Below are 25,453 nucleotides of genomic sequence, written 5' to 3'. Positions count from 1 at the left end.
CGTAGCAACGATTCCAAAAAATGAGTGCAAGCTGCTTATAACAAGGATCTTTTTTTATTTTACTGTCGTATACAGGGGCTAAACTGAAACAGTTGTGTATTCAGGGAAGTGAGATAAAAATGGAACAGCTACTACAAACACCATCGCTGCATGGCGACAATATTGAACAGAAACGTGCTGAGATAAAGGCTTACTTCAACCAAAGCTGGACCTTGTACGAATCCCTATTTGAGGTGATAAAAGCAGACGCAAGCTATTACCTTAAAGCCGAACCACTTCGGCACCCGCTGGTATTCTACTTTGGCCACACCGCCACTTTCTTCATCAACAAACTCAAACTGGCGAAGTTAATCGAGCATCGCATCAACCCTAAGTTCGAATCCATGTTTGCCGTTGGTGTGGATGAGATGAGCTGGGATGATCTGGATGAAAAGAACTATGACTGGCCCCAAATAAGCGAGGTCCGGGACTATCGTGACCGGGTTAGCGTATTGGTCAATCGATTTATTGACACCATGGAGCTGTCTTTGCCAATCACGCCGGATAGTCCAGCATGGCTTATTCTGATGGGCATTGAACACGAACGAATTCACCTGGAAACCTCGTCGGTGATCATCCGCCAGCTTCCCCTTGATGACGTACAGCCTCACTCAAACTGGTCAGCGTGCGAGAAATCATCCAGCGCGCCTCGCAACGCTCTGGTCGATATAGAGGGCGGCAATTTGATCTTAGGCCGTCCACAACACAGCGACGGCTACGGCTGGGATAACGAATACGGCAACCTGCCACTGACTCTTGCCGATTTTAAAGCCAGCCAATTTTTGGTCAGCAATCAGGAATTTCTCGAATTTGTCACCGCAGGTGGTTACCAGCAATCCCAGTATTGGGATGAAGAGGGCAAACACTGGCTCAGCTTTCAGAACCGAAACCACCCCCGTTTTTGGGTAAAACACGGAGAAAACTGGTTGCAGCGAAACCTTACCGAGGAGATCCCTTTACCTCTAAACTGGCCCGTTGAAGTCAATCAACTTGAGGCTGCTGCATTCTGCCGATGGAAGTCCGACACCAGCCAAGAGGACGTACGCTTGCCTACGGAAGCCGAATGGCAGCTTTTAAGACAGCAGGTTCCAGAGAACAACCCCCAATGGCAAAGCTTCCCCGGGAACATCCATCTTGCTCAATACGCCAGTTCAACGCCAGTGGACGCCAATCCACAAGGCGCACTCTACGACATTGTTGGTAACGTTTGGCAGTGGACGCAATCTACCATAGATGGCTTTAACGGCTTTGAAGTCCACCCCCTGTATGACGACTTTTCCACGCCTACTTTTGATGGTAAACATAACCTGATGAAGGGAGGGTCTTGGATATCTACCGGTAATGAATCCCTTCCCTACTCCCGTTACGCCTTCAGGCGGCATTTTTTCCAACACTGTGGTTTTCGGTACGTTAGCTCCGAACAAGCGCCAACGCTGGTGGAAAACAACGTCTACGAAACCGATACCATGGTGTCCCAGTATCTCGAGTTTCACTACGGGGATCGCTACTTTAATGTCGATAACTTCTGCGAAAGTGCCGTGAACGTCATCGTGCCACACTTAAGTGGTCGCGCTCGTGCGTTGGATATCGGCTGTTCCGTAGGGCGAAGCAGCATCGAGTTGGCTCGGCACTTTGCGCACGTGGACGGTATCGATTTCTCCGCTCGCTTCATTCAACAGGGCTGGGACCTGATTAACCATGGACACAAGCGATATACCATCGCCACCGAAGGTGAGTTGGTCGACTACAAGTCCGTGTCACTAGAAGCGCTGAACGCGCAGGATCTGGTCGATAACATTCATTTCTCCCAAGGGGATGCCTGTAACCTTAAGCCCCAATTCACCCAATACGATCTAGTCTTAGCCTCTAACTTGTTGGATCGATTGGCCAATCCAACCCAGTTCCTCAATCAAATTGGCGAGCGTCTCACCTCTGATGGCGTGCTGGTGCTGCTCTCACCCTATACCTGGCTTGAAGAATTTACTCCTAAAGAGCAGTGGCTAGGTGCCAAAAAGATCGACGGCGAAACCCTCTCGAGCTTTGAGGCGATTAACGAGTTGCTTTGCCAAGAGTATCAGTTGTTGCATCGACAAGACCTGCCCTTTGTGATTCGAGAAACCCGCCGTAAATTCCAGCACAGCGTCTCTGAATTGACGATCTGGAAGAAATTGTGATTAGCGACTAATCAGTTGAAGTTCAATCGTCGAAGCAGGATTGCACCGCGGAAAATAATCCGGTGTAATCCTGTTTTGCTTTCTTATGTCGTGAGTTATGTCGATCCTACAACGCCGTTTTTGGGGACGCCTGTTTGCACTGTCCAATCTTCCTGTCACTGCATCCGAATCTGGATTGCAGGTCAATCGGGATGATCCCATTCCCTGGCATACCCTATTCGGTCCTATTCAGCTCGACAACGGCATGCTGTTCTCCACGGTGAATCTCACGAGCGCAGATAAAACCCAAAGCCTAAGTTGGTACGCCAAAGCCGATGCCAAAGCCTTTGTTGAACGCTGTTATCAGTTTTGGCTTGATGACAAACAACAGGCCCTGCCGCAGCAGATTCAGCAGATAAAGGGGCTGTTAAGTCAGGGCTATCTCTCTCAAAGCCGTTGGCTTGTGCTCAAAGAGTTGGTGGAGCAATCCTATCAAGGCTGGCCTAAGGATTTTGATGCTCAGCAATTGAACCCTTTGGCACAAAAACAGTTTCAATTTCTACAGCAGATGGCCAATGCGGACGAGCACACCCTTACTCGCATTCGCGAGCATTATCTGCAAGGCCAATTGTCGCAATACCAAGACCTCTTCGATGAGATTGAAGACCACCCTCTGACCAAGAAACAGCGCATCGCCTGCGTTACCAGTAACGACGCCAATCTGGTGTTGGCCGGTGCCGGCAGCGGCAAAACCTCCACCTTGGTTGGGCGCGCCGCATACTTGTTAAAAAGTGGCCAATGTCACCCGGGGCAGATGCTGATCATGGCCTTTGGCAAACAAGCGGCGAACGAGATCGGCGAGCGATTGCACAACAAACTGGGCAACGACGCCAAAGGGGTAAACTGCAGCACCTTTCATTCATTGGGGATGGCGATCATCACCAAGGTCGAGGGTAAGTTACCTAAGGTATCCGATCTTGCCACCAAGCCTAGAGCGCTAACGGCTTGGGTTGGCCAGCACCTCACCGAGCACCTCAAACAGCCAGAGTATCGCCGAACTCTGCTGCGCCTGATTGAACAAGACCCAAGCTTACAGCCCAATAAAAAGGCGATGGAGCAATACCGCAAGATGAAGCAGCTGGGGCTGGACAGCGGTGGTCGAATCCAGTTTTTTAAGCTGCAAGGCTCCATCAAGAAAACCACTAAGTTGCTGGTTGAACTGCTGCCGGAATTTAAACAGTACCGATTGGCTCTTGGGCCGATGCAGCATCAGGAACTGCGGAATCTAAAGCCAATACTGGTGACTTTGGTAGAAGCCTACAACCGTCATCTGCGACAACAAGATGAGATCGATTTTATCGACATGATCGACAAGGCTCATCGCTATGTGCGTAGCGGTAAATTTGTCTCTCCTTGGACCCACCTTCTGGTGGATGAGTTTCAAGATATCTCTCGTCCTAGAGCTCACCTTATTCGAGCACTGAATCGTCACGCCGATGCGCTGTTTGCCGTCGGCGATGATTGGCAATCCATCTACCGCTTTACCGGCAGTGACATCAGCCTAACCACCGGGTTTCGTGAGTTCTTTGGGCCGACCAGTCAAACCAACCTAGACATCACCTTCCGCTATGGTGATGCCTTAAACCAAATTTCCACGGCATTTGTCTGCAAAAACCCAGCGCAGCTACCAAAACAAGTAAAAAGCTTCTCCCAAGGGGATAATCCAGGGGTGGTGCTTGTGGATGACAGCCAGCCGTTGGATAAGATCGTGGTCGCGGTGGCATCTCGAGCCAAGCCCGGGGAGTCCATCTACCTGCTGGCACGATTTGGCTTTCAGCTGCCAAAAGGTGATCAGTTGGCTCAGCTGCGCGCCCAGCACCCAACCCTAAGCATCAATTCTGATACCGTTCATGCCAGCAAAGGCAAACAGGCGGATTGGGTTATCGTTTTAGGGCTGAGTAACGGCCATCACGGCTTTCCGTCAACCAAACCAAGCCACCCTGCGCTGGAAGCGATGCTGCCTAAACAAGAACACTACGCCCATGCCGAAGAGCGAAGGCTGTTTTATGTGGCCTTAACTCGGGCCAAGCGACAGTGCTTTGTCGTGGCAAACTCTGAACAGCCCAGTGAATTTGTACGGGAGTTGCATCAGTTATTGACCGATAAGGACTAATGGAGGCAACTGGATCCTACCTTGGCTCTCTGATAGCGTGGATTTAAGCATTGAAGTGGACATAGGAGGTCCCCGTTGCGCCACGCCATTGCAATCCACCCCATTAGCGAGTGTCGCTACCACATCACCCTGCCCCAGGCAGATTGGCCACGTCTTCAGGCTGTGGCGAATAAGATGCGCGAGCAACAAAGCTGTTTGGACGCCATCGCAATGGCAGATGGGCTGTGGTTAAGCCTTGCCGCCCCCATTTGCGGCGCTGCCCTAAAAAGCCAAATTGAGCTCGCCTTGTCTGCGGTTCACAACGCCGTAGCCAATCAAACTGAGAAATTACACGTCATTCCCGTTCACTACGATGGTGACGATCTCGACTTTATCGCAGCAGAAACCGGGCTAACGGCTCAGCAGATCGTAAGCCAACATCAAGGCGCGGTATTCACCGTAGACAGTCTTGGATTTCTGCCAGGATTTGTGTATCTGACCGGCTTACCTGACGTTCTGTCTCTGCCTCGACGTGCTAACCCAAGAGTAAAGGTTGAGAAAGGCAGCGTCGCCATCGCCCAAAACCGCTGCTGCATCTATCCAACTTCCAGCCCTGGAGGTTGGCACATCATCGGCCACAGCAGCGTTAGCCTATTTGATCCTCACCAAAGCCCGCCAAACCGATTAAACGTCGGCGATACCATCCGATTCGAGGCCTACGATGACTGAACCTCTTGTTACGATCATTGAAGCGGGATCCTTTGCCTCAATTCAAGATGGAGGGCGGTTTGGTTACCGCCATTTGGGTGTGCCTCAATGTGGCGTCATGGACAGAGCGGCGTTCGCCACCCTAAACCACAACCTAGGTAATCCCTTGAGCCGGGCCGCGATTGAGCTGGGGCCGTGTTCGTTAACGCTGAGTGTCAATGCACCGGTCACCCTCAGCTACCAAGGCAGCTGTCACCGGCTTATCCATCGGCGCAGTAACACCTCGGCTTCTAAAACGCTTATCCCATCATCACGAATAACACTTGATCAAGGGGACACACTGGAGCTTCGCTACCAAGGAGGCAGCCTCTATGGTTATCTTGGCGTCAGAGGCAGATTCGCACTGCCTAAGGTACTTGGCAGTTACTGCACCGATATTCAAAACGGTTTTGGGGGATTTGAGGGACGCACCTTGAAGCCGGGCGACCAGATTCCGCTAACTCATACCAACCTCCTTGATGAGTGCACTCAAGGGGCGACTCGCCATTATCGCCCCAAGCCTATATCTAGATGCAGAGTGATAGTTAACGAGCCGAGGTTATGGCCATTGCTGGCCAAGGGACAATTAACCCTTCTCCCTCAACTCAGTCGCATGGGGTTAAAGCTTGGCCTGTCTAAACTACACCAGTCTGGGCTCGCCTTGGCTGCTGATGAAGGGGAACGGGAGACAAAACTCAGCCAGCTTTCACAAATGCTGGGACGCGCGGCGTCCATTCCAATCTTTCCCGGTGCCATACAGCTGCCACCGGATGGCAACCCGGTAATACTGATGCGAGATTGCCAAACCAGCGGCGGTTACCCCGTGATCGGTTACGTCATCGAGCGAGATCTCAATCCCCTTTGTCAGCTGCTACCCGGCAGTGTCATTGAACTTCACCCCATCGAGACCGCCACCGCTAACGCCCTTTGGAGTACCAACCATGTTGACTGGCAACCGCAATAACGCACTAATAATCAATGCCGATCTTGGAGAAGGCTCCCCTTTTGAAGATAAACTTTACCCGCTGCTCGATGCCGCAAGCATCGCCTGTGGCGGCCATGTGGGTGACAAAACGTCGATGGAATTTGCGGTATCCCAATGTCTTACACATCAGGTGATGATCGGCGCTCACCCAAGCTATCCAGATCCACAGCACTTTGGCCGCAGGTCGTTATCGATAGAGCCTAAAACACTGACCCACAGCCTACTGCAGCAACTGTGCGCGTTGGAAAAGGTGTGCCGCAAGTTCGGCGCGGTCATCGAGTACATCAAACCCCACGGAGCCCTGTATCACGACCTCTCTACCCATCCTAGCGTCTTCGATGCATTCGTTGATGCAGTAAAGCAATTTACTGAATCAGACGCACCAGCTCTGATGCTTATGGCTGGCTCCAAAGGGGCAACAAACGCCAAAGCGCTTGGGTACCCAGTGATGGAAGAAGCGTTTCTTGACCGCCGCTATCAATCGGCAACCGCCCTGTGTCAGCGCAGTTTGCCAGGGGCACTGCTAACTCATACCCAAGCGCTTACCCAATATGAACAGTTGCAATTTGACGGCACCATTACATTACTGGATAAAAACACAGTACCCCTTATTTGTGACACCTTATGCGTCCATGGCGATAATCCAGACAGCCTAACACTGCTAACCGAGCTGACACGGCGGCGACCCCTTTAAGCTAAGCCAAAACTCCTATAGATCATTGAAAGTTAGGCTTGATACCAAGTATGTGTCGCGTTTATAGTCACACTATGTAACCGTTATCGAGCCAACCAATGAACCAAGCCAACATCAAGTGGGACCAGCAGATTCGTTTTCGACACATGGAGATCATCGCCCTGTGGGAGGGACGACTGAACACCAACCACCTGTGCCAGCAATTTGGTATTGGACGGCAGCAAGCCTCGAGAGACATTAATCACTACCTTAAGCTTCATCCCAGTAACTTAGATTACGACACCAAGCTCAAAGGCTATCGACCCAGTGGCCGCTTCCACGCCAAATACAGTAACGGCAGTCTCAATGAATATTTGCATCACCTACAGCAATTAGAGTTTTGGGACGCAGCAAGAGGCATTGAGGTCATCTCCTCCACCGCCCAGCTCACCAGTCTGGTCAGCCTCGCCGAACGCCCGGTCGACCCAAAGGTGGTACGGCCGCTGTTAAACGCCTGTCGAAGCGGTCACCGGGTGAAGATGCATTATGCCTCTCTGGCAAGTGGAAATGAGGTCGAGCGTGTGTTTGTGCCCCACACCCTAGTTCACGATGGCTTTCGCTGGCACTGCCGAGGCTACTGCGAAACTCAAAAAGCCTATCTGGATCTGGTGTTAACCCGCATAAGGAGTATCCCCAAACGGCTTCATGCCAGTGAACATTTAAAAGAAGGGGATGTTGACTGGAACGAGCAGGTAAGCTTTACCGCCGTACCTAATCCGCTGTTTAACCCCAAGCAGCAGAGAATCGTGGCGGCAGATTACGGCTTTGAAACCGAACTCCATATCACCACGCGCAAAGCATTACTCAACTACCAGCTGCGGGCGCTTCAGATCAGTTCGCCCATTCAACAGTTCGATCTGAATACCCAGATGTTGGTGGTTAAGCCCGAGCTTTAACTCACCCGCCCTAGCCCAGCAATTCCGACTTAAGCACCTGATACTGCTCAGGTGCTTCATAGAGCGCCCGCCCTAGCAGTTCAATCAGTTCGGCCTTAGTCAGGCGATTGAGTTTGGCTTTTATCGCCGAGTCCAGCTGTTCATCCGCTTCGATGCTCAAGGCCAGCGCGACGCAGTGTTTGCAAAAGTCACTGTGATCCGATGCTGGGCAAGAGCACTCCCCTTGCCAGTTGCCGTCGTCAAGACTCAGGGTCACCGAGTAGGACTCTCGCCCGTTTACCAGCGCTTGAAACTGGTTGTCTAGGCTGTGGCGGATGTCAGTCACCTTACCCTGCTGAAAATACTTTAAACCGCGCTTAAAGCTTCGCTCACCAGCAAGCTCCATTAACTGTTGATGTTGCATGGGTTACTCCAATCACCAAAACACCCTCTGAGGCTAAAAAGAAAACTTCTTAAAGACAATACCTTAATCCTTCGCTTGCCCCTTTGAGGCGTCTGAGATCATAAAAGCCTGCATAGGGCCGAGAAATCCTGCGTATTCACGGGCTAAGCTGCTACAATGCCCGCGTTTTAAATTCGCCAATACGGCAACAGGATAAAGATCATGACTGACACCATTACTCTGGCTCCAGAGCTAAAGCAGATTGCGGATTTCTATGAGTTGGAAGTAGAAGCCCACCCAGGACTGCAATCCATCTTTGACGCCATCGAAGCGCCACTTCGTGAAGATTTTGACGCCCTGCCAGCCAGTGCTCAAAACGTGATGGGCAGTTTTGAGCGCCTGCACGCTTCGGTCACCTACAACCTGTTAGGTGCGACCGCCGAAGCACTGCGCATGACTCAAGAAGCCGATATTGATGAGGAGCAAAAAGCGACTCACATCGAATCGGTTCTGGCACGTGGCATCAAGTTGATGTTGAAGAACATCAAAGCAGCACGCCGCAACCCAGTGCTGAAACGCCAACTGAACGCCCCATTTGCATAAGGAAGCGACCATGATCAACATGAACAAGCCCTCCGATGTGGTTAAGCACTTTGTTGACGCCACCTTCGACGGCCGCGGTTTTTACGCCTTAACCAATGGCGATGAATGGGTTATCTGCGATTCCGCCAAATTCGAAGATGCCGATGTCCTGCCTCTGTGGTCAACCGAGGCCGGCGCAAAAGAGCACTGCATCGACGAATGGGAAGCGTACCAAGTTGCCAAAATTGAGCTGGAAGAGTTCTTTGAAGAGTGGCTGAACGATCTCAACCAAGATGGCGTGTTGATCGGTTGTGACTGGCAACTTTCCCTTGAAGGGGAAGAGATGGACGCCATGGAGTTGGCCAAGCTTTACAAAAGCTAACGGCTAACCACAGTCATCAAGGGCAAAGCCAATTTCGGCTTTGCCCTTTTTTGTGGGATTTTCTCGACTAATACCGATTAACCCATCGCGTTCATTAGTGTGCTCCAAAGAATCCCGCCACCCACCAAGACGAACACCACGCCACAGATCCCATCCAGTGTTAAGGCGGCACTCTGCAGCTTAGATTGCAGGCGTTTGGACGTCAGCAGTTGTGCCAGTATGGCAAACCAAGCAAACGCCAATGACCATAGGATAAACAGAGCCCCAAGCTTGCCTTCAAAGGAGAGATCCGCCGGTACCAAAGAGGAGAACAGCGACACAAAGAACACCAGAGCTTTGGGATTTAAGATGTTGGTCATAAAGCCGCGACTGAACGCAGCCAGAGGCGACTCAAGCCCTTTGGTCACCTCAACCTTTGCCATGGCCCTCTTTTCACCGCGATGCGCAAGCACATAACCAAGAGCGCTAATTCCCAACCACAGCAGATAGCTGCCGCCAGCGAGCTTGATCACCACAAACCACATTGGATGCTGCTGAATCAGTAAGCTCACTCCGGTTAAGCTGAACAACGAGTGCAGTAAAATGCCAATAGACAGCCCAAAGGCGATGTAAAATCCGGTACGACGGCCATAGCGCGCCGCGTTTTGCACTACCAGCGCAAAGTCGGGGCCTGGACTGGCTAAGGCGATGGCGTGAACGGTCGCCAGGGTAACAAGTAAACTGGTTTCAGATGCAATCACTGGGTCTAATTCCACTATGAGCGCCACACACTTGGCCTGGAGTTAGGCCAAACTGCTGCTTAAAGATTCTTGAAAAATGGGCCTGATCATAAAACCCGACCAACTGGGCGACGCTGGTTACACAGCGCCCTGTTCGCAGCCACTCCATCGCTTTTTCCAACCTCAGCCGAGTCAACCACGCGTAGGGTGGAAGTCCGGTTGTGGCTTTAAACGTTCGTGTCAGTGCGGTCTCGGTCAGTTCGCACAACTGGCAGAGATCCGCCAGCCGGATCGGTTGATCTAGGTGAGCTAACATATAATCGCGGATCTCACTGAGATCCCGCTTGCCTAAGGTTGCGGTTCGTTTCGGCGTCATCGAACCGTGGCGGCTGACCAATTGCTCTATCATCTCAATTGGTAAACAGTCATGGGCAAGTGCTGGCTGCTTTGCGTCGGTAAGCAGATGATGGGCGTGACTTAACCCACGATACAGTTGGGGATCATCCACCAAGTGCTGGGTAAAACCGAGCTCATTCTGGCCGGTGATCTCCCCAAGGGAATTTGCTAGCCATTGGTGACTCAAGGTAAACACCTTAGTGGCATAACCTTGATTGTCGACTCCTTGGCCATCGTGAATCAGATCGGGGGGCATAATGACCAACTGGCCCGGGGAAGCGTGATGTTGGCTGCCTTTGCAGTGATAACGCTGGGTGCCGCCCATAATCAGCCCAATGTGGTACTCCAGATGGTAATGGCGACGAAACGCAAAATTGCCGTAGTTGGCGTCGATCAATCCAACACCGTCAATGGCACTCTGCTTAATACAAACCCGATTCACGCAGTTCCTCAACACATCCTAATCAACGACCTATTTCAACACCCTTTGTGCCATTGAGCTTGTATATTTCCTGCAGTGCAGAAAAAACAACACTCTACTTGGGCAATTTACAACCAAATCTCGGTGGTCTTCTCCGAAAACGGTTTGAGCGATCGTCCCCCGCTCCAGGCAAAACTGCCGATCCCACGAAAAGCCCGACATCGGCAAATGCCAAATAACGCGCCACTTCGCAGGAGATTGTAAGGGAAATCGACTCAAAAGAGTGTTTTTACTCTAAGTAAATCCCCTTTCAAATGGTGGGATTATCCCCCTTTTCAGCATCAAAAATCACGTTTAGCTTCGACTTCGTGGTTTGACCACTTTATTTCTCTTCAAGCAAGGATGCGTTATGACACCAATACGACTTTTGCTGCTGTTTGTGCTTATTGCCCCAACGGTCAGCGCCAATACCGGGCTGGCGTTTGTCCATGGCACCGGCAAACAAACCAATGCCCTCAATGACTACTGGACTTCCGGATTTGTGGATTCGGTGCGTCAGGGCCTGCCTAACGCCAACAACTACGCCGTCATCAACTGTGACTTTGACCAATACATGTGGACAGAAGCGGCAGCGGGCTGCCTAGCCAATCAGTTAAACGATTTTATCGCGCAGAAAGGCCTCTCTAAGCTGATCCTATTGACCCACTCAAACGGTGGCAATGTGGTGCGCTGGATTCTCTCTAACCCAACATGGGACAGTCGTTACCCTAACATTGTGGCCAAAACCGACCGCGTTATCGCTCTCGCGCCTTCAAGTGGCGGTACACCGCTGGCGGACGCCGTTAAAAACGGCAACGTATTTGAAAGCACCCTTGGTTGGCTATTAGGTTATGACTCCGATGCGGTGGAGATGCAGCAAGTCAGTCACATGGCTCACTACAATGCCAACAACCTCTACGGCACCTCCGGCCGACCTGCGCTGCCCGCTCTGTTTGAGACCGTGGTTGGCTCTGACGTGGACTCAGCCATCTGGGACAGCGACAGCTACTGTGGCGGCTATACCAATCAGATTGCATTGGAAACCACCCAAAACTGGCTTGATGACTGCTCCGATGGCTTTCTTGAGTGCCGTTCCCAGCAAGCCGCCGGCCAAGTGTGGTTTATAGACAAGAGCAAAACCAAAGGTCGAGAGCCCCTGAGCCATCAGCAGAGCCGCCGCAAATGCTTCAATCTCGACACCATCATCCGCAACCATATTTAACAGGAGCTCGTCATGACACGTACTCTCATCGCCATAACGCTCCTTAGCACCTTAGTGGGCTGTGGCAGCGATAGCACCACCAACGCAGAAAGTGCCAGCTACCCCTTAGCCCCGCCACAATCCCTGTCGGCGCCATCTGAATTTCAATCTGCCACCACAGAAACCCAAAGCGTTCGTTACACCGCCGACCTCTACGGCAGCGGCGCCAGCGTGAGTCAGTTTCTCGAGCCGGAATTTAGCGTGCAAAGCAGTACCGAGCTTTGGAAAACCGTAACCGGCGCCGAGCTCAATCGTGGGGTAACCCTTCCCTTAACCCAAGGCAGTTCCCTGATTCGCCTTAGCCCAGGTTGGGATAATCGCAGCGGCACACTGATTCGAGCCGAACAGATAGCACCAGGCTCCGTCACCTTGCTTGCCGATGGCAAGGTTGCCTTGAATCAATCCAGTGCCGCTAAGTCGCAGCCAAGCCTACTGAGTCCCATCGCCATTGAAGGCCGAGCGTCAACACAGCTGGCCAATCAATCGGTTTTTGCCATCTCCGACCAGGTGGTTGCTGGGGACTATCAACTGAGCGTTAGCGACAGGCTGGATCCCAACGGGCTCTACTATCTACACGTTAATGAGAAGGGCTCTCCCTATTCGTTGACCGCCAAAGTCTCGCCCGTCGCCAATTCATCGCAATTCGCCATTTCTACCACCCTAGGGGCCGAGGCATTACCCCTAGGTAGCGAAATATCGGCGACATTACAGTTGCCGCAAGGCAAGCTGATTCACCTACCAGTTGTGCGTAGCGAAAATGGACACATATTTGACCTACCCAATAGTTTAAAGACTCAAGCGCCGGCTCACACCATTGTACTTAGCACCGAATCGAACATCGATGGCACAGTCGTTCAGCGCAACATCAAAGCGGCGGTAAAGCCCAAGCTGATGACTGCAAGTTTTGGTGAACAGCTTAATGCAACATGGCAACAGCAGGCCTTAGCCAGCATCGTGTTGCCTGTAACGGTCTCTCAGGCGGGACGGTATCAGGTGAGTGTGGTGTTGGAAGCGACCGCTGCCGATGGTCAAAAGCATCCCGCTCAGCAGCTGAACTTAGCCCGTTGGCTGGAAGCTGGAGATCACCAGTTCGACCTGACCGTTGATAACGACTTGCTGACCCAACACGGACTGACGGCGCCCTTTGGAATCGCTCTGATTGAACTCAAAGATCAGAGCCAATTGGCAACCTTAGACCAGCAACAATTAACACTTGAGCTAAACCCCACATCGCGGTGATCCCCCGATGCGACTAGGGCCCCAATGGGGCCCTAATTTTGGCGGTTAATATAGGCGATTTGGGGTTTTCAGGGCAGCTTAAGCTCTCAACTCATTCATTTCTAAGAGACTAAAGAGTATGCTGAAGTTAGCAAACGTATTTACCTAACCTGAAAATCTGAGTCTATGCTTATAGCTGATGAAGGAGGTAGCGATGCTGATCATTACTCAAACCGACCGCAAGCAGATGAACGCCAAACTGCTAAAAGAGTTGCAGCAGTATGTCCACACCAATCCCAACCCCAGCTACGGCCGCGTTTGGCTGTACGCCTTCCTCGCTATCTTGTACCAATGGATTCCGCTGGGCCTCATCGGCGTGGTGCTGATGATGCTTATCTGGATCGTACCCGGTGCCGCCGCCGACAACTACACGGCCCCTCTGGTGGTATTGATCTTTGCAGCCATGGGAGCGGTGATCTATCGCAGTGGTCGAATTGCCTATTATTGGACTTGGTACAAGCTAAAAGACCAGCTGAAGGAGTAGTTTCCTCACCCTTCATTTGTCATTAAACGGATGGCACAGAAGGAATTTATGAAAAGTTCCGCCATCCGGCGTTTTTTTTGATTGAGGTGGTTCACAGTTTTGATCCTCCACCTTCGCCCATTTTTGTATCTACCCCTAAATAATTAGATGACCGTCACAACCCCGGGCCATCTGTTCACATTCTTTCATAATTCCACATCGCCTGTTCATAACCCTACCCACCTTTTTCATATCGAATTTCTAATCTAGTCACATCCCAAATCCACAGCAACGCAACTTAGAGAGTGAAGCGGATGAGACGTCCATTAGCGATTGCCCTAGTCATCAGCGCCAGCTTCGGCCTTCAGGCCAAGCCATGGAGCGATCAAACCCAAGAGCAGGTAATGAATACCCTGACTCACAAGTTTGAGCAGGGCCTCTACTCCAAGAAAGGCGCCGATGGCTGCCTTATGTGCCATAAGAAAAACGACAAAGTCATGGCGATTTTCGATGGCGTTCACGGCAGTCAAAGCGGTCACAGCCCCATGGCTGGACTTCAATGTGAAGCCTGCCACGGTCCTCAAGGCAAACACAACCGCGGCGGTAAAGAGCCGATGTTGGACTTCGGTGCAAACGCGCTGACCAGTGTCGACGCGCAAAACTCCGTCTGCATGGGCTGTCACCAAGATGCCGAGCGCATGAGCTGGCATGCAAGCACCCATAACCTCGAAGAGGTGAGCTGCGTGAGCTGTCACCAGGTTCACGTTGCTGAGGATCCAATTCTGGACAAGCAGCAGCAAAACGCCACTTGCACCAGCTGTCACAGTGAACAAAAGATGCAGATGCATCAACGCTCTAGCCACCCAATGCGCTGGGACGAGATGCAGTGCAGCGACTGTCACAACCCCCATGGTTCATTGACCGAGTCTTCCCTAAATGAAGTGTCTGTCAATCAGACCTGTTACAGCTGTCACGCCGACAAACGTGGTCCTAAATTGTGGGAGCACCAGCCCGTCATCGACAACTGCAGTAACTGCCACACTCCCCATGGTTCTGTAAACGACAACCTACTTAAAGCCCGAGCGCCTCTACTGTGTCAGCAGTGCCACAGCGGCAATGTTCACGCCAGCCGCCCATACGGCGACAGTGGCGACAGCGCTTTCACCGGTGGCGGCAGCTGCTTGAACTGTCACAGCCAGATCCACGGCTCTAATCACCCACAGGGCAAAGCGCTGCAGCGCTAATTGGAGGCAACATGCATAAGAATATGATCACCCTTGCCATCTTAGCCGCCTGTGCACCAGCCTATGCGGTTGATTTCGGCGTTGGCGCAGCAAATACCGATAAGGTGAAGTTCGACAAGTGGCAATGTAAGAAATGCGCAACGGCTCAAGCAGTCTCCGGCAACATCAGTATGGGTGTTGGCAGTGCTCTGGTTGACGACATTCACGCCGCAAACGCCCTTGGCGCCGACGACGACGGTGCCGTGGCAGCCTTAAGCGGCAAAATTAACCTTAACCGTCAAAACTGGCAGCTGGCGCTTAAGGCCCACGATCTAGGCCAAGAGCATGGCGATGCTCAGGTTGTCGTTAAAAACGGCAGTAACAAAGCGACCTTAGATTATCGTCAGCTGTATCAGGTAAACAGTGGCAATACCAACACCCACTACTACCAGCAAGGGGATGAGCTGTTAAAAAGCGATGCTGCGTACTCTCCTGAGCTGAGCCTAAAGCGCGAGCGCATTAATCTCGCCTTTGAGAATCAGATGGTGCTGTTTGGCCTGCCCCTAACGACTTCACTGGATTTCGGCCAAGAGCAGAAAACCGGAACCAAGGCAGGCTATGTCACCACGCCATCGCCAATTAATATCGCTCAGCGTGTGGATCAAGACACCCAAAGCTTTGGCGCCAGCGCCATGGTTGCCGGAAAAAACTGGCTAACTCAACTGGCTTATCAGGGCAGTGATTTCTCCAACAACCAAACTGAGATTAGCCACCAGGCGTTCGGAAGCCTCTACGCCGAAGCACCGGACAACCAAAGCCATCAGGTCACACTTTCAGGTAACTACCTTGCAGATTTGGGTCAATTCGACGGACGCATCAGTGCCGGTCGAATGATTCAAGATGACGGCGTGGTCAACGCGCTGCAAAGCCCTATCACCAGCTGGGACGGCGAAGTCGATACCTTGGATGCCACCGGCCGCTTCACCACAGTGGTGGGTAACGGATGGCGACTCAGTGCCAAGCTGAATCACAACAGCCGTGATAACAACAGTTCGGTGTTTCAGTTTAATCAGTTCGATTACAACGCCGTAAGCGGCATCACTGAAGAAAACGTGCTGCTAGACAGCACTCAAAACAGAGCCAATTTAAGCGCCCAATATCGTATCGCCAAAGGCTACAGGCTTGACGCTGGGTTCGACTATGACAGCATCGAGCGCACTCAGAGTGATGGTTTAGGGGCTCGTGAGACCACCGATGAGTACGGCCTTTGGACCGCCCTAAAAATCAGCGCGTTTGAAGGTTGGAAGCTGAATCTTAAGGCAGGATTCTCTCAACGTGATGGCTCCGAATACCAAGCCAATAAGCACTCCTCTTCCGAGGAGAACGAGCTGATGCGCAAGTACTACTTGGCAGATCGTGACCGCACCGAATTTGAAGTTCGAGCAACTCACACCCCTCTGGACAACCTGTCCGTGGACATGAGCGCCCAATACGCCAAAGACGACTACAGCGCCACCGAAATCGGCCTGACCGACTCCGAGGACTACGGTTATCAGTTAACTCTGAACTACCTAGCCTCCCAAAACCTAACCCTGTACGGGTTTGCCGGTCAGCAGTGGATCGACACCAATCAGGCAGGAGCACTCTACTCCACTACCCCAACCTGGACTGCTGAGATCAACGACGAGTTCATCAGCTTGGGTGCCGGTTTTGAATACCGAGGCCTGATGGCAGACAAGTTGGTGATTGGCGGTGACTACCTGTACGCCGATTCCAGCAGTGATGCGGACAACAGCGCCGTAGAAAACGGTCAATTTGACGATTACTACAGCTACAGCCACTCGTTCAATCTGTACGGTGCCTATCAGCTGAGTGAGCGTAGCCAATTGAAACTGGACTACCGCTATGAACGCTACTACGACACCGATTACGCCAACGTGGCTACCGATGCCATTGGCGGGCTAACCACCCTGGGCGAGTTGGATCACAACTACAACGCCCACCTGGTGATGTTGACCTATTCCCTTTCTTTGTGAGCGAAAACCCCGCAGGCGCCTTGGCGCGCCTGCGAAATAAGAGGTAAAAACCTATGCAACGCCGCGACTTTCTAAAAATGAGCGCCACCATGAGCGCAGCCGCCGTGGTTACTGGCTGTGGATCCGAATCCGCCCAGACACCACCACCTGAAGTATTGCCAGTGGAAGAGAAGCTGAACTGGAGCGCCTGCTTGGTGAACTGTGGTTCCAACTGCCCAGTTCGCGTATACAGCCGTGACGGTGTGATCACTCGCATCGAAACCGACTTCTACGACAACGACGAGTACGGCCAGCACCAGATCCGTGCCTGTCTGCGTGGTCGCTCCCTGCGTAAACGCGTTTACGCCCCGGATCGCCTCAAGTACCCAATGAAGCGCATCGGCGCCCGTGGTGAAGGCAAATTCGAGCGCATCAGCTGGGATGAAGCGTTCTCCCACGTGGCCTCCGAGCTGTCTCGCCTGCGTGGCCAGTACGGCCCTGAGTCTACTCACTTCACCTACAACTCTGGTGCTGGCTACCACTTCACCGGTAAGCAATGTCTGTTCCGCCTGATGAACATCATGGGCGGCTACATGGGCACCTACGGTGACTACTCCTGGGCACAGCTGTATAAAGCGGCTCAGTACACCTACGGCTCCGCTTCTTACGGCTGGAAAGGCTCCTCCAACTCCGAAATGACTAACTCTGATTTCGTGCTGTTAGTGGGTCACAACCCAAGTGAAATTCGTATGTCAGGCTCAGGTGAGTCATACGACTACCTGAAGATCATCCAGGCTAAGCAAGCGGATCGCGCTCAAAACGGCGGCAAGTTTAAAACCGTCATCATCGATCCTCGCTACACCGACTCTGCTCTGGGTAAAGAAGATCAGTGGGTTCCAGTTCGCCCAGGCACCGATGCGGCGCTGATGGAAGCGCTGGCCTATGAGATCATCAACAACAACTGGCATGATCAAGGATTCCTAGACACCTACTGTCAAGGATTCGATGAGAACACCATGCCAGAGGGTTATGGCTACGAGCACTCCTACAAAGCTCACATCCTAGGCGATGCGGCCGATGGCGTTGCCAAGACTCCTGAATGGGCAGCACCTATCTGTGGCGTACCAGCAGACACCATCCGCATTCTGGCGAAAGAGTTTGCTGAAGCCAGCGCGCCATTTGTTCACATCGCCGCTTCTCTGTCTCGTCAGGCTGCTGGGGAAAACAACACCCGTGCTTGCTACATGCTGCCACTGCTGGTGGGCGCGGTTGGCCGCGCAGGAACCAACAACGGCGCGCTGTGTAGCGGTGCTTCTCTGTCTTCCCCTAAGATGCCAACTCTGGGTAACCTCAGCAAAGTAAACAAGAAGATCTCTTTCTTCAGCTGGACTCAAGCCATCGAAGATGGCGAGAACATGACCGTACTGAAAGACGGCGTGGTACTGCCGGGTGACGAACTGGATGAAAACGGTGACGGCAAGCTGGGCACCAACATCAAAGCGATCATCAACTACGCCGGTAACGCGCTGATCAACCAACACGCAGACACCTCCAAGACCCGTGAGATCCTGCGTGATGACAGCAAGTGTGAGCTGATTGTGGTTATCGACAACTGGATGACCCCATCTGCTGAATACGCCGACATCATCCTGCCTGACATCTCTTGGTTAGAGGCAGAAGACGATCTGATCAACCAATCCTATGCCGCTGGCGACACAGCATCACTGATTCAGATCTCCTCCTCCGTTGGCCCAATGTGGGAATGTCGTGATGCCTATGACATCGCTCTGGGCCTGGCACGCGCTTGGGGCGTAGAGGGGCAATTCACCGAAGGCAAAACCAAAGACCAATGGCGTACCGAATTCTACGAGTCCGCTCAAGCTGGCACTCAGCGTTTTGCCAACCCGCTGCCATCCAAGCAAGAGATGATGAGCAAAGGTGTGTACCGTCAGTACCTGCCTGATGGCTCTTACGTGGTATTAAAAGACTTCCGTGACAACCCAACGGGCAACCCTCTGGGTACCCCATCAGGCAAGATCGAGATCTTCTCCTCCGAGCTGCAGAAGATGGCCGATACCTGGGAGCTGGCTGCCGGTGACGTGATCACTGCTCTACCAAAATACGTTCCAACTTGGGACGGTTTCGAGGTCAACGACAACATCGACGGTGAGCAAGAGAAAGCCGACAAGTACCCACTGCAGCTGCACGGTTACCACACCAAAGGTCGTGCCCACTCTTCCTACCACAACGTGCCTTGGCTGCGTGAAGCGGTACAAGATGCGGTTTGGATGAACCCAATGGATGCCGCCGAACGTGGCCTGAGCAGCGACGACATGGTGCAGGTATTTAACGACCGCGGCGTAATCGAACTGCCGGTTAAAGTGACTCCACGCATCATGACTGGCGTAACCGCCCTTGGCCAAGGTGCTTGGCTCAAGTTTAACTCAGACGCCTCTGTGGATGTTGGTGGCTGTCTGAACACCCTGACTTCACAGCGCCCGACGCCGGTATCTAAAGGTAACGGTCAACACACTAACCGCGTCGAAATCCGCAAGGCCTAATAGGAGCGAACCATGTCAAACAACAAGCAATACGGCTTTCACGTCGACACCAGCAAATGCACCGGCTGTAAAACCTGCCAGGTGAGCTGTAAAGATCGCTCCGATCTTCCGGTAGGCGTTAACTTCCGCCGTGTATACGAGTACGGTGGCGGTGCCTGGAACAAGAACAGTGATGGCACCATCACTCAGAGCGTTTTCGCCTACTACACCTCCATCAGCTGCAACCACTGCTCTGAGCCTGTGTGTACCAAAGCTTGCCCAACTGGCGCCATGCACAAGCGTGCCAAAGACGGCTTGGTTCACGTAGAAACCTCTCTGTGTGTTGGTTGTGAAAGCTGTGCCCGCGCCTGCCCTTACGATGCGCCACAGATCAACCGCGAAAAAGGTTACATGACCAAGTGTGATGGCTGCGTGGACCGCATTGAAAAAGGCTTAAAGCCTGTGTGTGTTGAGTCCTGCCCAATGCGTGCTCTGGACTTTGATGAGATGGACGTGCTGAAGGCCAAGTATCCAAACGCTTCTCAGCCGGAAGTGGCGCCACTGCCAAGCAGCAGCATCACCAATCCAAACCTCATCATCACCACCAACCGCCTGTCTCGTCCTACCGGCAGCAACGAGGGTGACGTACTAAACTGGGCTGAAGTGTAAGCTCAGTCTAAACAGAACAAAGGGGGCTTTCTGATACAAAGTCCCCTTTTTAGGATCTGAATCATGATAAATCACGACCTACTGGCCTTCTACCAAGCGCAAGCCAACATCCTCTACCATGCCCTCTACTTTGAGCCTGGCGATTACCTGCTAGACCAACTTCGCGACATCGAGGTGTGGGACAGCTGGCCGCAATCTGGGGAACCAGAACTGCGAGCTCAGGGGCTGGCACGCCTTCAGGAGTGTTTACGCCAAGATAACGCCACACTGTTGACCCAATTAAAACCCGACTTTACCCAATTGTTTGTTGGGCCACAGATGCCAACCGCCCTACCTTGGGGCTCCCCATACCTTCATGAAAAACGTCTGCTGTGTGGCCCCTCCACCGAGGCGCTGGCGGCGTTTATGAACCACTATGGGATCTCAGTGAAAACCGATAACAAGGAGCCTATCGACCACATCGGATTGATGCTATCTATGGTGGGTCAACTGTTTGGTAAGGAGATGCAAGACAAAGACGGCGTACACTTGGGCGTTGCCAAAGCCCTGCTAGAGCAGCACCTGTTGCCTTGGAGCGGCCGTTTTGAAACCTTGATGTTAGAGCACGCCGACAGTGGCTACTATCAGGGCATCGCTCTACTTACTGCCTCGGTGTTAGCAGGGTTGAAATCCGACCTTGAACTCAACCCCGTTAGCCTATCCCTGTATCAATAGCGGCGATGGGTTATCACCTCAGCAACTTGAGACTGAGCTTGCTCAATGAGCTGTCTCAGTTGCTGATATTGATTCTGAGACAACTGACTCTGAGCCTGCCACTGCCGACATGCGCCTTCCAGATCCGTCATCGCCAAAGCGCCCGCCGCCCCCGCAAGCTGATGTAAACCGCGACCCAAACCATCTTGAGTATCAATAAGCGACAGATAGGTTTCACAGTCCTGTTTGAACGCCTCTAACATCTGAATCATGCGCTCGCGCCCCAGCACCTCAACGTCCGCTTTCAATTTGGCCTCATCGATGCCAGTGAGCGGCTTTGTCACCCAACCGGGGGCCGCTGACGGCTGGCAACAGGCAGGCTCGGCAGCCCTTAAAGACGGTTGCTGACTCAGTGCCACAGCAAGATCATCAAGTTTCATCGGTTTGGATACAAACGCATCAAACCCTCGAGCTAAGAAGCCCTCAACCTGTTCGCTAAAGGCGTGGGCCGACATGGCCACCGTATGCAGCGGCAAACCAAACTTGTTAAAGTGCCACTCCTTTAACCGAGCTTGAAGCGCTACGCCGTTGGTATCGGGCAAATTGATGTCCACCAGCGCCAAATCAAAGGGGCCACGTTCGATGGCCGCTTGTGCCTCTGCGCCATCGCAGGCCATCTGCCACTGCTGATTTAGCTTGGTTAAAAAGCCTTCAACGACCAGGCGGTTGGTTGCATTATCTTCCACCACCAACAGCTTTTGTGGTGGGAGGGTTGTCGTGGTTGCTGGTTCATTACGATTCACCAAGACAGACGATACTGACTCAGCCGGAATCTCTAAGGTAAAGGTGCTGCCCTCCCCCAGTTCACTGAATAGCGTAATTTGCCCTTGCATTAATTTGGCCATGCGCTGACTGATCGCCAGTCCCAATCCAGTACCTTCGCTGTGGTGCTCGCCCTGCTCAAATGGGGTAAACAGTCGCGACTGTTCCGCTTGCGACAACCCCACGCCGGTATCGGTTATGTCCAAGGTTAGGGTGCCACTGCGCCACTCTGGTTGCAGTATGACTTCACCCTCCTCGGTAAACTTCACTGCATTGCCCAGCAGGTTAAGTAAAATCTGTTTTACTTTGGCGCGATCAAGACACAGATTGGCTTGAGCGTCATCAAGATAATCCACCACCAGATCTAAGCCCTTCTCCTGCGCCTTAGGGCTGATGGTGTCACGAACCTCAGCTAAGACCTGGTTGAAATTGCACGGCCCCTTAGACAGACTCATCTTGTCTGCTTCAATTTTGGAGTAATCCAGTACGTCGTTGATCACCTCAAGCAGGTGCTCCCCTGACTGAGTGATCGCCTCCAGATATTGGCGGTTGCTGGCGGTCAGCGAATGCGCCTCCATCAGCTGAGCACTGCCTAGGATGCCGTTCATTGGAGTGCGGATCTCGTGGCTGATGTTGGCCAAAAATCGAGATTTGGCTTGATTGGCCTGCTCCGCCTGCGCCCTCGCCTCGGCGGCAACGTCCAATTGATGATTCAGCTGCTCATTGGTCGCAGACAACGCTTCGGTGCGCTCGACCACCGTCTGCTCGAGTACCTTTTGCTGCTGTTTGAGCTCATATTCCGCCTGTTGTTTTAAGATGGCAGTTTGCTTAAAGGAGTCGATGGCACCGGCCAGTTGGCTTAGCTCATCTTTGCCCTCCGCGGCCACTGACACACTGAGATCCCCTCTAGCCAGTTTAAGCAGCGCCTCAGTAAAGCGTTCAATTCGCGTCACCACCTGCTTTAGCACCACTCGGTTCAACACCGTGATGGACACAAAAATGGCAACAACACCGGCGATGAACATTAAGGTTAACGCGATGCGAAACACCGTGTCCGCCTGTTGCTCCGTGGTTTCCACTTTTTGGTTTGCCGACGTCAGCACACGATTCATATTGGCTCGGATACCAACAAACACCGTGTCTAAGCGCTGGGATTGCTGATCTAGGGTAAAGTCCAACGTCAGCAGCCGGCTGCGTTGCTGAAACAGAGACTTACCGCTCTCCAGTTGTTTATAAAGCCCCGCCATCTCTTGGCGCTGATCCGGATCCGGTACGGTTTCAATCAGAAGTGGCAGGTAACTCAACGAGGCGTGGTATTGGCGCTTGTCCCAGGTTAATTCCCGAAACGTGTCACTTTGGCGCATGGTCAACAGCTGTTGTCGCAACTTGACCAAGTTGTATTTCAGCTCATTCATGCGCCGTAGCTGCCTCAAGTCCACCTCGATCAGTTGATCGACAAAACTGGGATCGTTAGCCAGCCCTTGATATAACCCAATGCTTCTGGACACCATAGCAGTTTCAGCGTTGGCCAACTGGGAATCAACCAGCTCAATCATATCCAGCACTTGGGTATTAAGTCGGTTCCACTGCTGCTCAAACTCCATTGAGATCTGAATGCGATCGGAGACCTTGGTGGCGAGCTGCGTGATCTGCTGCTGTACCCGCTGATCAAGCTTTTCCGGGAACACATTCGCAAGCTCGATGCTTTGGGACGTGAGTCGCTGCAGCGCTTCCAAATCTTCATCCAGCTTATCTTTGGTGCCTTGCAGTTGATCAAGGTTTTGAAGCCGAGATAGGTATTCGCCATTTAGAACAATTCGGCCCGTGATCTCTGATACCGAACGCGCTTGGTTGAGCAGTGGCACCGCCCGCTGCGCCAACTGGTCATGACGATCTTTAAGTTGGGTAAGCCCCAAACCACCAAAGATGACCGCCAGCAACGACAGCGATGCCATGATCGCAAACGCGGCCAGTAGTTTGGATTTCAGTGATCTATTGGGAAAAATGGCAGACAAATCAGCAGCACTTTTGAAAGCTTTGGTACAATGAACTAAGTGTATCAAAACCAGCAGCCCAAACGTGCAAACACGCCTTAGTATCGCAGCTAGCCTACTATTATTGTTAACTTCATCACCTGCCACAGCGATGAAGTTATGCGCCCTGTACCCTCACCTTAAGGATTCTTACTGGCTCAGTGTGAATCAAGGCATGGTGGAAGCGGCGCAAGCTCACCAGGTTCAATTGAAGGTGATGGAAGCCGGGGGCTACCAAAATCAGGCGATTCAGGTGGCTCAAATCTCCAAATGTCTGCAGTGGCAGGCGGATCTGATTTTACTGGGCAGCGTCAGCTACGAGTTACCCAATGCCGTAGCTCAGGCAGCCGAGACCACGCCAATTATCTCAGTGGTAAACGCCACCGACCCCTACTACGTGCAATCCTTAGTTGGCGTATCTTGGTATCAGATGGGGCGGGCATTGGCGCAGGGATTGGCAGAGCACTACCCCAAAGAGAACACCCTAAGTGCCTTAATGCTACTGGGGCCGAGGGGCCGGGGCGGCAATCAGTTTATGCGCAAAGGGTTATTGGATGCTCTGCCCGAGCAGATTCAGATTCAGGCCACACTTTACGGTGAAAACAGTCCGTCGGCCCAGCGGCGACTGCTGACCTCCTACTTAAAAACCCATCCAGCGCCGGATCTGATTATTGGCGGTGCGGTTTCGGTCGAGATTGCCATCAATGAGGTGCAAAATTCTCACACCGACATCATCAGTACCTACCTTAGTCACGGTGTATATCGCGGATTAATGCGAGATAAGGTGAAAATGGCCATCACCGACAACATGAGACAGCAGGGAGAGATGGCGGTGAACTACGCAGTCAAATACCTAAAGGGGGAGTCGATTCCCCAGCAGGTTGGGCCACAGATTTCACTGCTGACGCCGTCAAACCTGGGTGAGCCAGATACGTCCCTCTCCGATCCGTGGTTTCAGGCTACCTATGAGGTTAAGCCTAGGTCCCCTGACCCGATACCGTAGATGAAAACAGATACCCTTCCCCATGAACGGTAACAAACAGAGTTGGGTAACCTTCGGGCTTCTCCATTTTGGCGCGTAGCCTACGAATCAACACATCTACCGTGCGATCGTTAGGGCCATCGACTCGATTGGAGATCATCGACAGCAACCGCTCACGGGGCAGCACCTGTTGCGGGTGCAGCACAAAGCCGTGAAGCAGTTCAAACTCCGCCTTGGTTAACTTCACTTCAATGCCATCGCGATGAAGCTGACGACCGTTAGGATCGAATTGCCAGCCAGAAAACTCAAAGCTTGATGGGGCCACATCCGAGTTCGGTGACGGCTCTATCTCTGCCCGTCGAATTCGCCAAAGCAGATTTTTCACCCGAACCAACAGCTCACGCATCTCAACCGGTTTGGTCACATAGTCATCGGCGCCCATTTCAAGGCCAACGATTTTATCGACGCTGTCGCAGCGGCCCGTGACTAAAATAATGCCAACGTCAGACTCACTGCGCAGTTGACGAGTCAGCATCATGCCGTCGTCATCGGGAAGGTTTACGTCCAATAAGATGATATCGAACTGAGCACTCTTTAGCTGATCGCGCATGGATTGAGCATCCTTTGCCACCGCCACCTCGTAGCCCGCCTGTTCAAAGTAGCCACAGTGGCGAATCTGGGTAGTTTGATCGTCGTCCACGACGAGAATGCGGCCTTGGCCCATAATCGATACCTATCAGTTAATAACCGACGAATAATGCAAAATGCTGAGCGCAGTTTCAATAGCGTACTAATAGGATTATAACCCGCCTCACAGGCAAGTTTGGGTCAAGTTTGTTGGACAGCAC

The 25,453-nt window shown here is 52.4% G+C and carries 22 protein-coding genes; 17 read left to right on the top strand and 5 right to left on the bottom strand.

Annotated elements, in window-relative coordinates; genetic code table 11:
• Window positions 1-119 precede the first annotated feature (119 nt).
• The 6 genes from ovoA (at window position 120) to FCL42_RS03845 (ending at window position 7,705) form a co-directional block, all read left to right on the top strand.
• Window positions 120-2,213 (top strand): 5-histidylcysteine sulfoxide synthase, encoded by a 2,094-nt coding sequence (ovoA, locus tag FCL42_RS03870; protein WP_136862067.1) that lies wholly within the window; start codon window positions 120-122, stop codon window positions 2,211-2,213.
• A 97-nt stretch (window positions 2,214-2,310) separates the two neighbouring features.
• Entirely contained in the window at window positions 2,311-4,365 is a 2,055-nt protein-coding gene (locus FCL42_RS03865) for a UvrD-helicase domain-containing protein (protein ID WP_136862066.1), read from the top strand.
• Between the two features lie 75 nt (window positions 4,366-4,440).
• Window positions 4,441-5,073 (top strand): 5-oxoprolinase subunit B family protein, encoded by a 633-nt coding sequence (locus tag FCL42_RS03860; protein ID WP_136862065.1) that lies wholly within the window; start codon window positions 4,441-4,443, stop codon window positions 5,071-5,073.
• Window positions 5,066-6,055, top strand: a complete 990-nt coding sequence (locus FCL42_RS03855; RefSeq protein WP_136862064.1) for a 5-oxoprolinase subunit C family protein — start codon at window positions 5,066-5,068, stop codon at window positions 6,053-6,055. Before FCL42_RS03860 ends, FCL42_RS03855 begins: the two co-directional genes overlap by 8 nt.
• Window positions 6,033-6,770, top strand: a complete 738-nt coding sequence (gene pxpA, locus FCL42_RS03850) for a 5-oxoprolinase subunit PxpA (RefSeq protein WP_136862063.1) — start codon at window positions 6,033-6,035, stop codon at window positions 6,768-6,770. Before FCL42_RS03855 ends, pxpA begins: the two co-directional genes overlap by 23 nt.
• Window positions 6,771-6,868: 98 nt before the next feature.
• Window positions 6,869-7,705, top strand: a complete 837-nt coding sequence (locus FCL42_RS03845) for a WYL domain-containing protein (RefSeq protein WP_136862062.1) — start codon at window positions 6,869-6,871, stop codon at window positions 7,703-7,705.
• Window positions 7,706-7,715: 10 nt separating this feature from the next.
• Here FCL42_RS03845 and FCL42_RS03840 read toward each other — a convergent pair whose 3' ends face one another.
• Window positions 7,716-8,108 (bottom strand): SWIM zinc finger family protein, encoded by a 393-nt coding sequence (locus tag FCL42_RS03840; RefSeq protein WP_136862061.1) that lies wholly within the window; start codon window positions 8,106-8,108, stop codon window positions 7,716-7,718.
• Between the two features lie 201 nt (window positions 8,109-8,309).
• On the opposite strand from FCL42_RS03840, the gene FCL42_RS03835 reads away from it, so the two are divergent.
• On the top strand, window positions 8,310-8,690 hold the full coding sequence (locus tag FCL42_RS03835) for a DUF3069 domain-containing protein (protein WP_136862060.1): 381 nt from the start codon (window positions 8,310-8,312) through the stop codon (window positions 8,688-8,690).
• 10 nt (window positions 8,691-8,700) lie between these two features.
• Window positions 8,701-9,051: a DUF2750 domain-containing protein gene (locus tag FCL42_RS03830; protein ID WP_229359770.1), complete on the top strand. Its 351-nt coding sequence runs from the start codon at window positions 8,701-8,703 to the stop codon at window positions 9,049-9,051.
• Window positions 9,052-9,128: 77 nt separating this feature from the next.
• Here the strand turns inward: FCL42_RS03830 and FCL42_RS03825 are convergent, their stop codons facing one another.
• On the bottom strand, window positions 9,129-9,791 hold the full coding sequence (locus tag FCL42_RS03825; protein ID WP_229359769.1) for a LysE family translocator: 663 nt from the start codon (window positions 9,789-9,791) through the stop codon (window positions 9,129-9,131).
• Entirely contained in the window at window positions 9,778-10,608 is an 831-nt protein-coding gene (locus tag FCL42_RS03820) for a helix-turn-helix transcriptional regulator (protein WP_169308282.1), read from the bottom strand. The genes FCL42_RS03825 and FCL42_RS03820 overlap by 14 nt, the downstream gene beginning before the upstream one ends.
• A gap of 388 nt (window positions 10,609-10,996) precedes the next feature.
• On the opposite strand from FCL42_RS03820, the gene FCL42_RS03815 reads away from it, so the two are divergent.
• The 8 genes from FCL42_RS03815 to FCL42_RS03780 all read left to right on the top strand — a co-directional run bounded on the left by FCL42_RS03815 (window position 10,997) and on the right by FCL42_RS03780 (window position 20,789).
• Entirely contained in the window at window positions 10,997-11,848 is an 852-nt protein-coding gene (locus FCL42_RS03815) for an esterase/lipase family protein (protein ID WP_136862058.1), read from the top strand.
• Window positions 11,849-11,860: 12 nt separating this feature from the next.
• Window positions 11,861-13,126: a DUF4785 domain-containing protein gene (locus FCL42_RS03810; protein ID WP_136862057.1), complete on the top strand. Its 1,266-nt coding sequence runs from the start codon at window positions 11,861-11,863 to the stop codon at window positions 13,124-13,126.
• A 193-nt stretch (window positions 13,127-13,319) separates the two neighbouring features.
• Window positions 13,320-13,649, top strand: a complete 330-nt coding sequence (locus FCL42_RS03805; protein ID WP_136862056.1) for a hypothetical protein — start codon at window positions 13,320-13,322, stop codon at window positions 13,647-13,649.
• A gap of 293 nt (window positions 13,650-13,942) precedes the next feature.
• Window positions 13,943-14,872 (top strand): DmsE family decaheme c-type cytochrome, encoded by a 930-nt coding sequence (locus FCL42_RS03800; protein ID WP_136862055.1) that lies wholly within the window; start codon window positions 13,943-13,945, stop codon window positions 14,870-14,872.
• A gap of 11 nt (window positions 14,873-14,883) precedes the next feature.
• The gene (locus FCL42_RS03795) at window positions 14,884-16,887 is read left to right on the top strand and encodes an MtrB/PioB family decaheme-associated outer membrane protein (RefSeq protein ID WP_136862054.1); all 2,004 of its coding nucleotides are present in this window, start codon (window positions 14,884-14,886) and stop codon (window positions 16,885-16,887) included.
• A gap of 53 nt (window positions 16,888-16,940) precedes the next feature.
• Window positions 16,941-19,427, top strand: coding sequence for a DMSO/selenate family reductase complex A subunit (locus FCL42_RS03790; protein WP_136862053.1), 2,487 nt, complete (start codon window positions 16,941-16,943; stop codon window positions 19,425-19,427).
• 12 nt (window positions 19,428-19,439) lie between these two features.
• Window positions 19,440-20,075 carry a DMSO/selenate family reductase complex B subunit gene (locus FCL42_RS03785; RefSeq protein WP_136862052.1) on the top strand — a complete coding sequence of 212 codons (636 nt, stop codon included), beginning with the start codon at window positions 19,440-19,442 and terminating at the stop codon, window positions 20,073-20,075.
• Window positions 20,076-20,138: 63 nt separating this feature from the next.
• Window positions 20,139-20,789 (top strand): TorD/DmsD family molecular chaperone, encoded by a 651-nt coding sequence (locus tag FCL42_RS03780; protein WP_136862051.1) that lies wholly within the window; start codon window positions 20,139-20,141, stop codon window positions 20,787-20,789.
• Here the strand turns inward: FCL42_RS03780 and FCL42_RS03775 are convergent.
• A complete protein-coding gene (locus FCL42_RS03775) occupies window positions 20,783-23,605 on the bottom strand; it encodes an ATP-binding protein (protein ID WP_136862050.1) in 2,823 nt (940 codons plus the stop codon). The genes FCL42_RS03780 and FCL42_RS03775 overlap by 7 nt on opposite strands.
• Before the next feature lie 130 nt (window positions 23,606-23,735).
• Here FCL42_RS03775 and torT point away from each other — a divergent pair, with 130 nt between their 5' ends.
• Entirely contained in the window at window positions 23,736-24,626 is an 891-nt protein-coding gene (gene torT / locus FCL42_RS03770) for a TMAO reductase system periplasmic protein TorT (protein ID WP_136862049.1), read from the top strand.
• Here the strand turns inward: torT and torR are convergent.
• Window positions 24,601-25,329 (bottom strand): two-component system response regulator TorR, encoded by a 729-nt coding sequence (gene torR, locus FCL42_RS03765; RefSeq protein ID WP_136862048.1) that lies wholly within the window; start codon window positions 25,327-25,329, stop codon window positions 24,601-24,603. The two genes, torT and torR, sit on opposite strands and share 26 nt — an antisense overlap.
• Window positions 25,330-25,453: the final 124 nt, after the last annotated feature.

Source organism: Ferrimonas aestuarii, from assembly GCF_005116665.1.
Taxonomy (GTDB): Bacteria; Pseudomonadota; Gammaproteobacteria; order Enterobacterales; family Shewanellaceae; genus Ferrimonas; species Ferrimonas aestuarii.
This window is presented reverse-complemented; position numbering and strand designations above follow the sequence as displayed.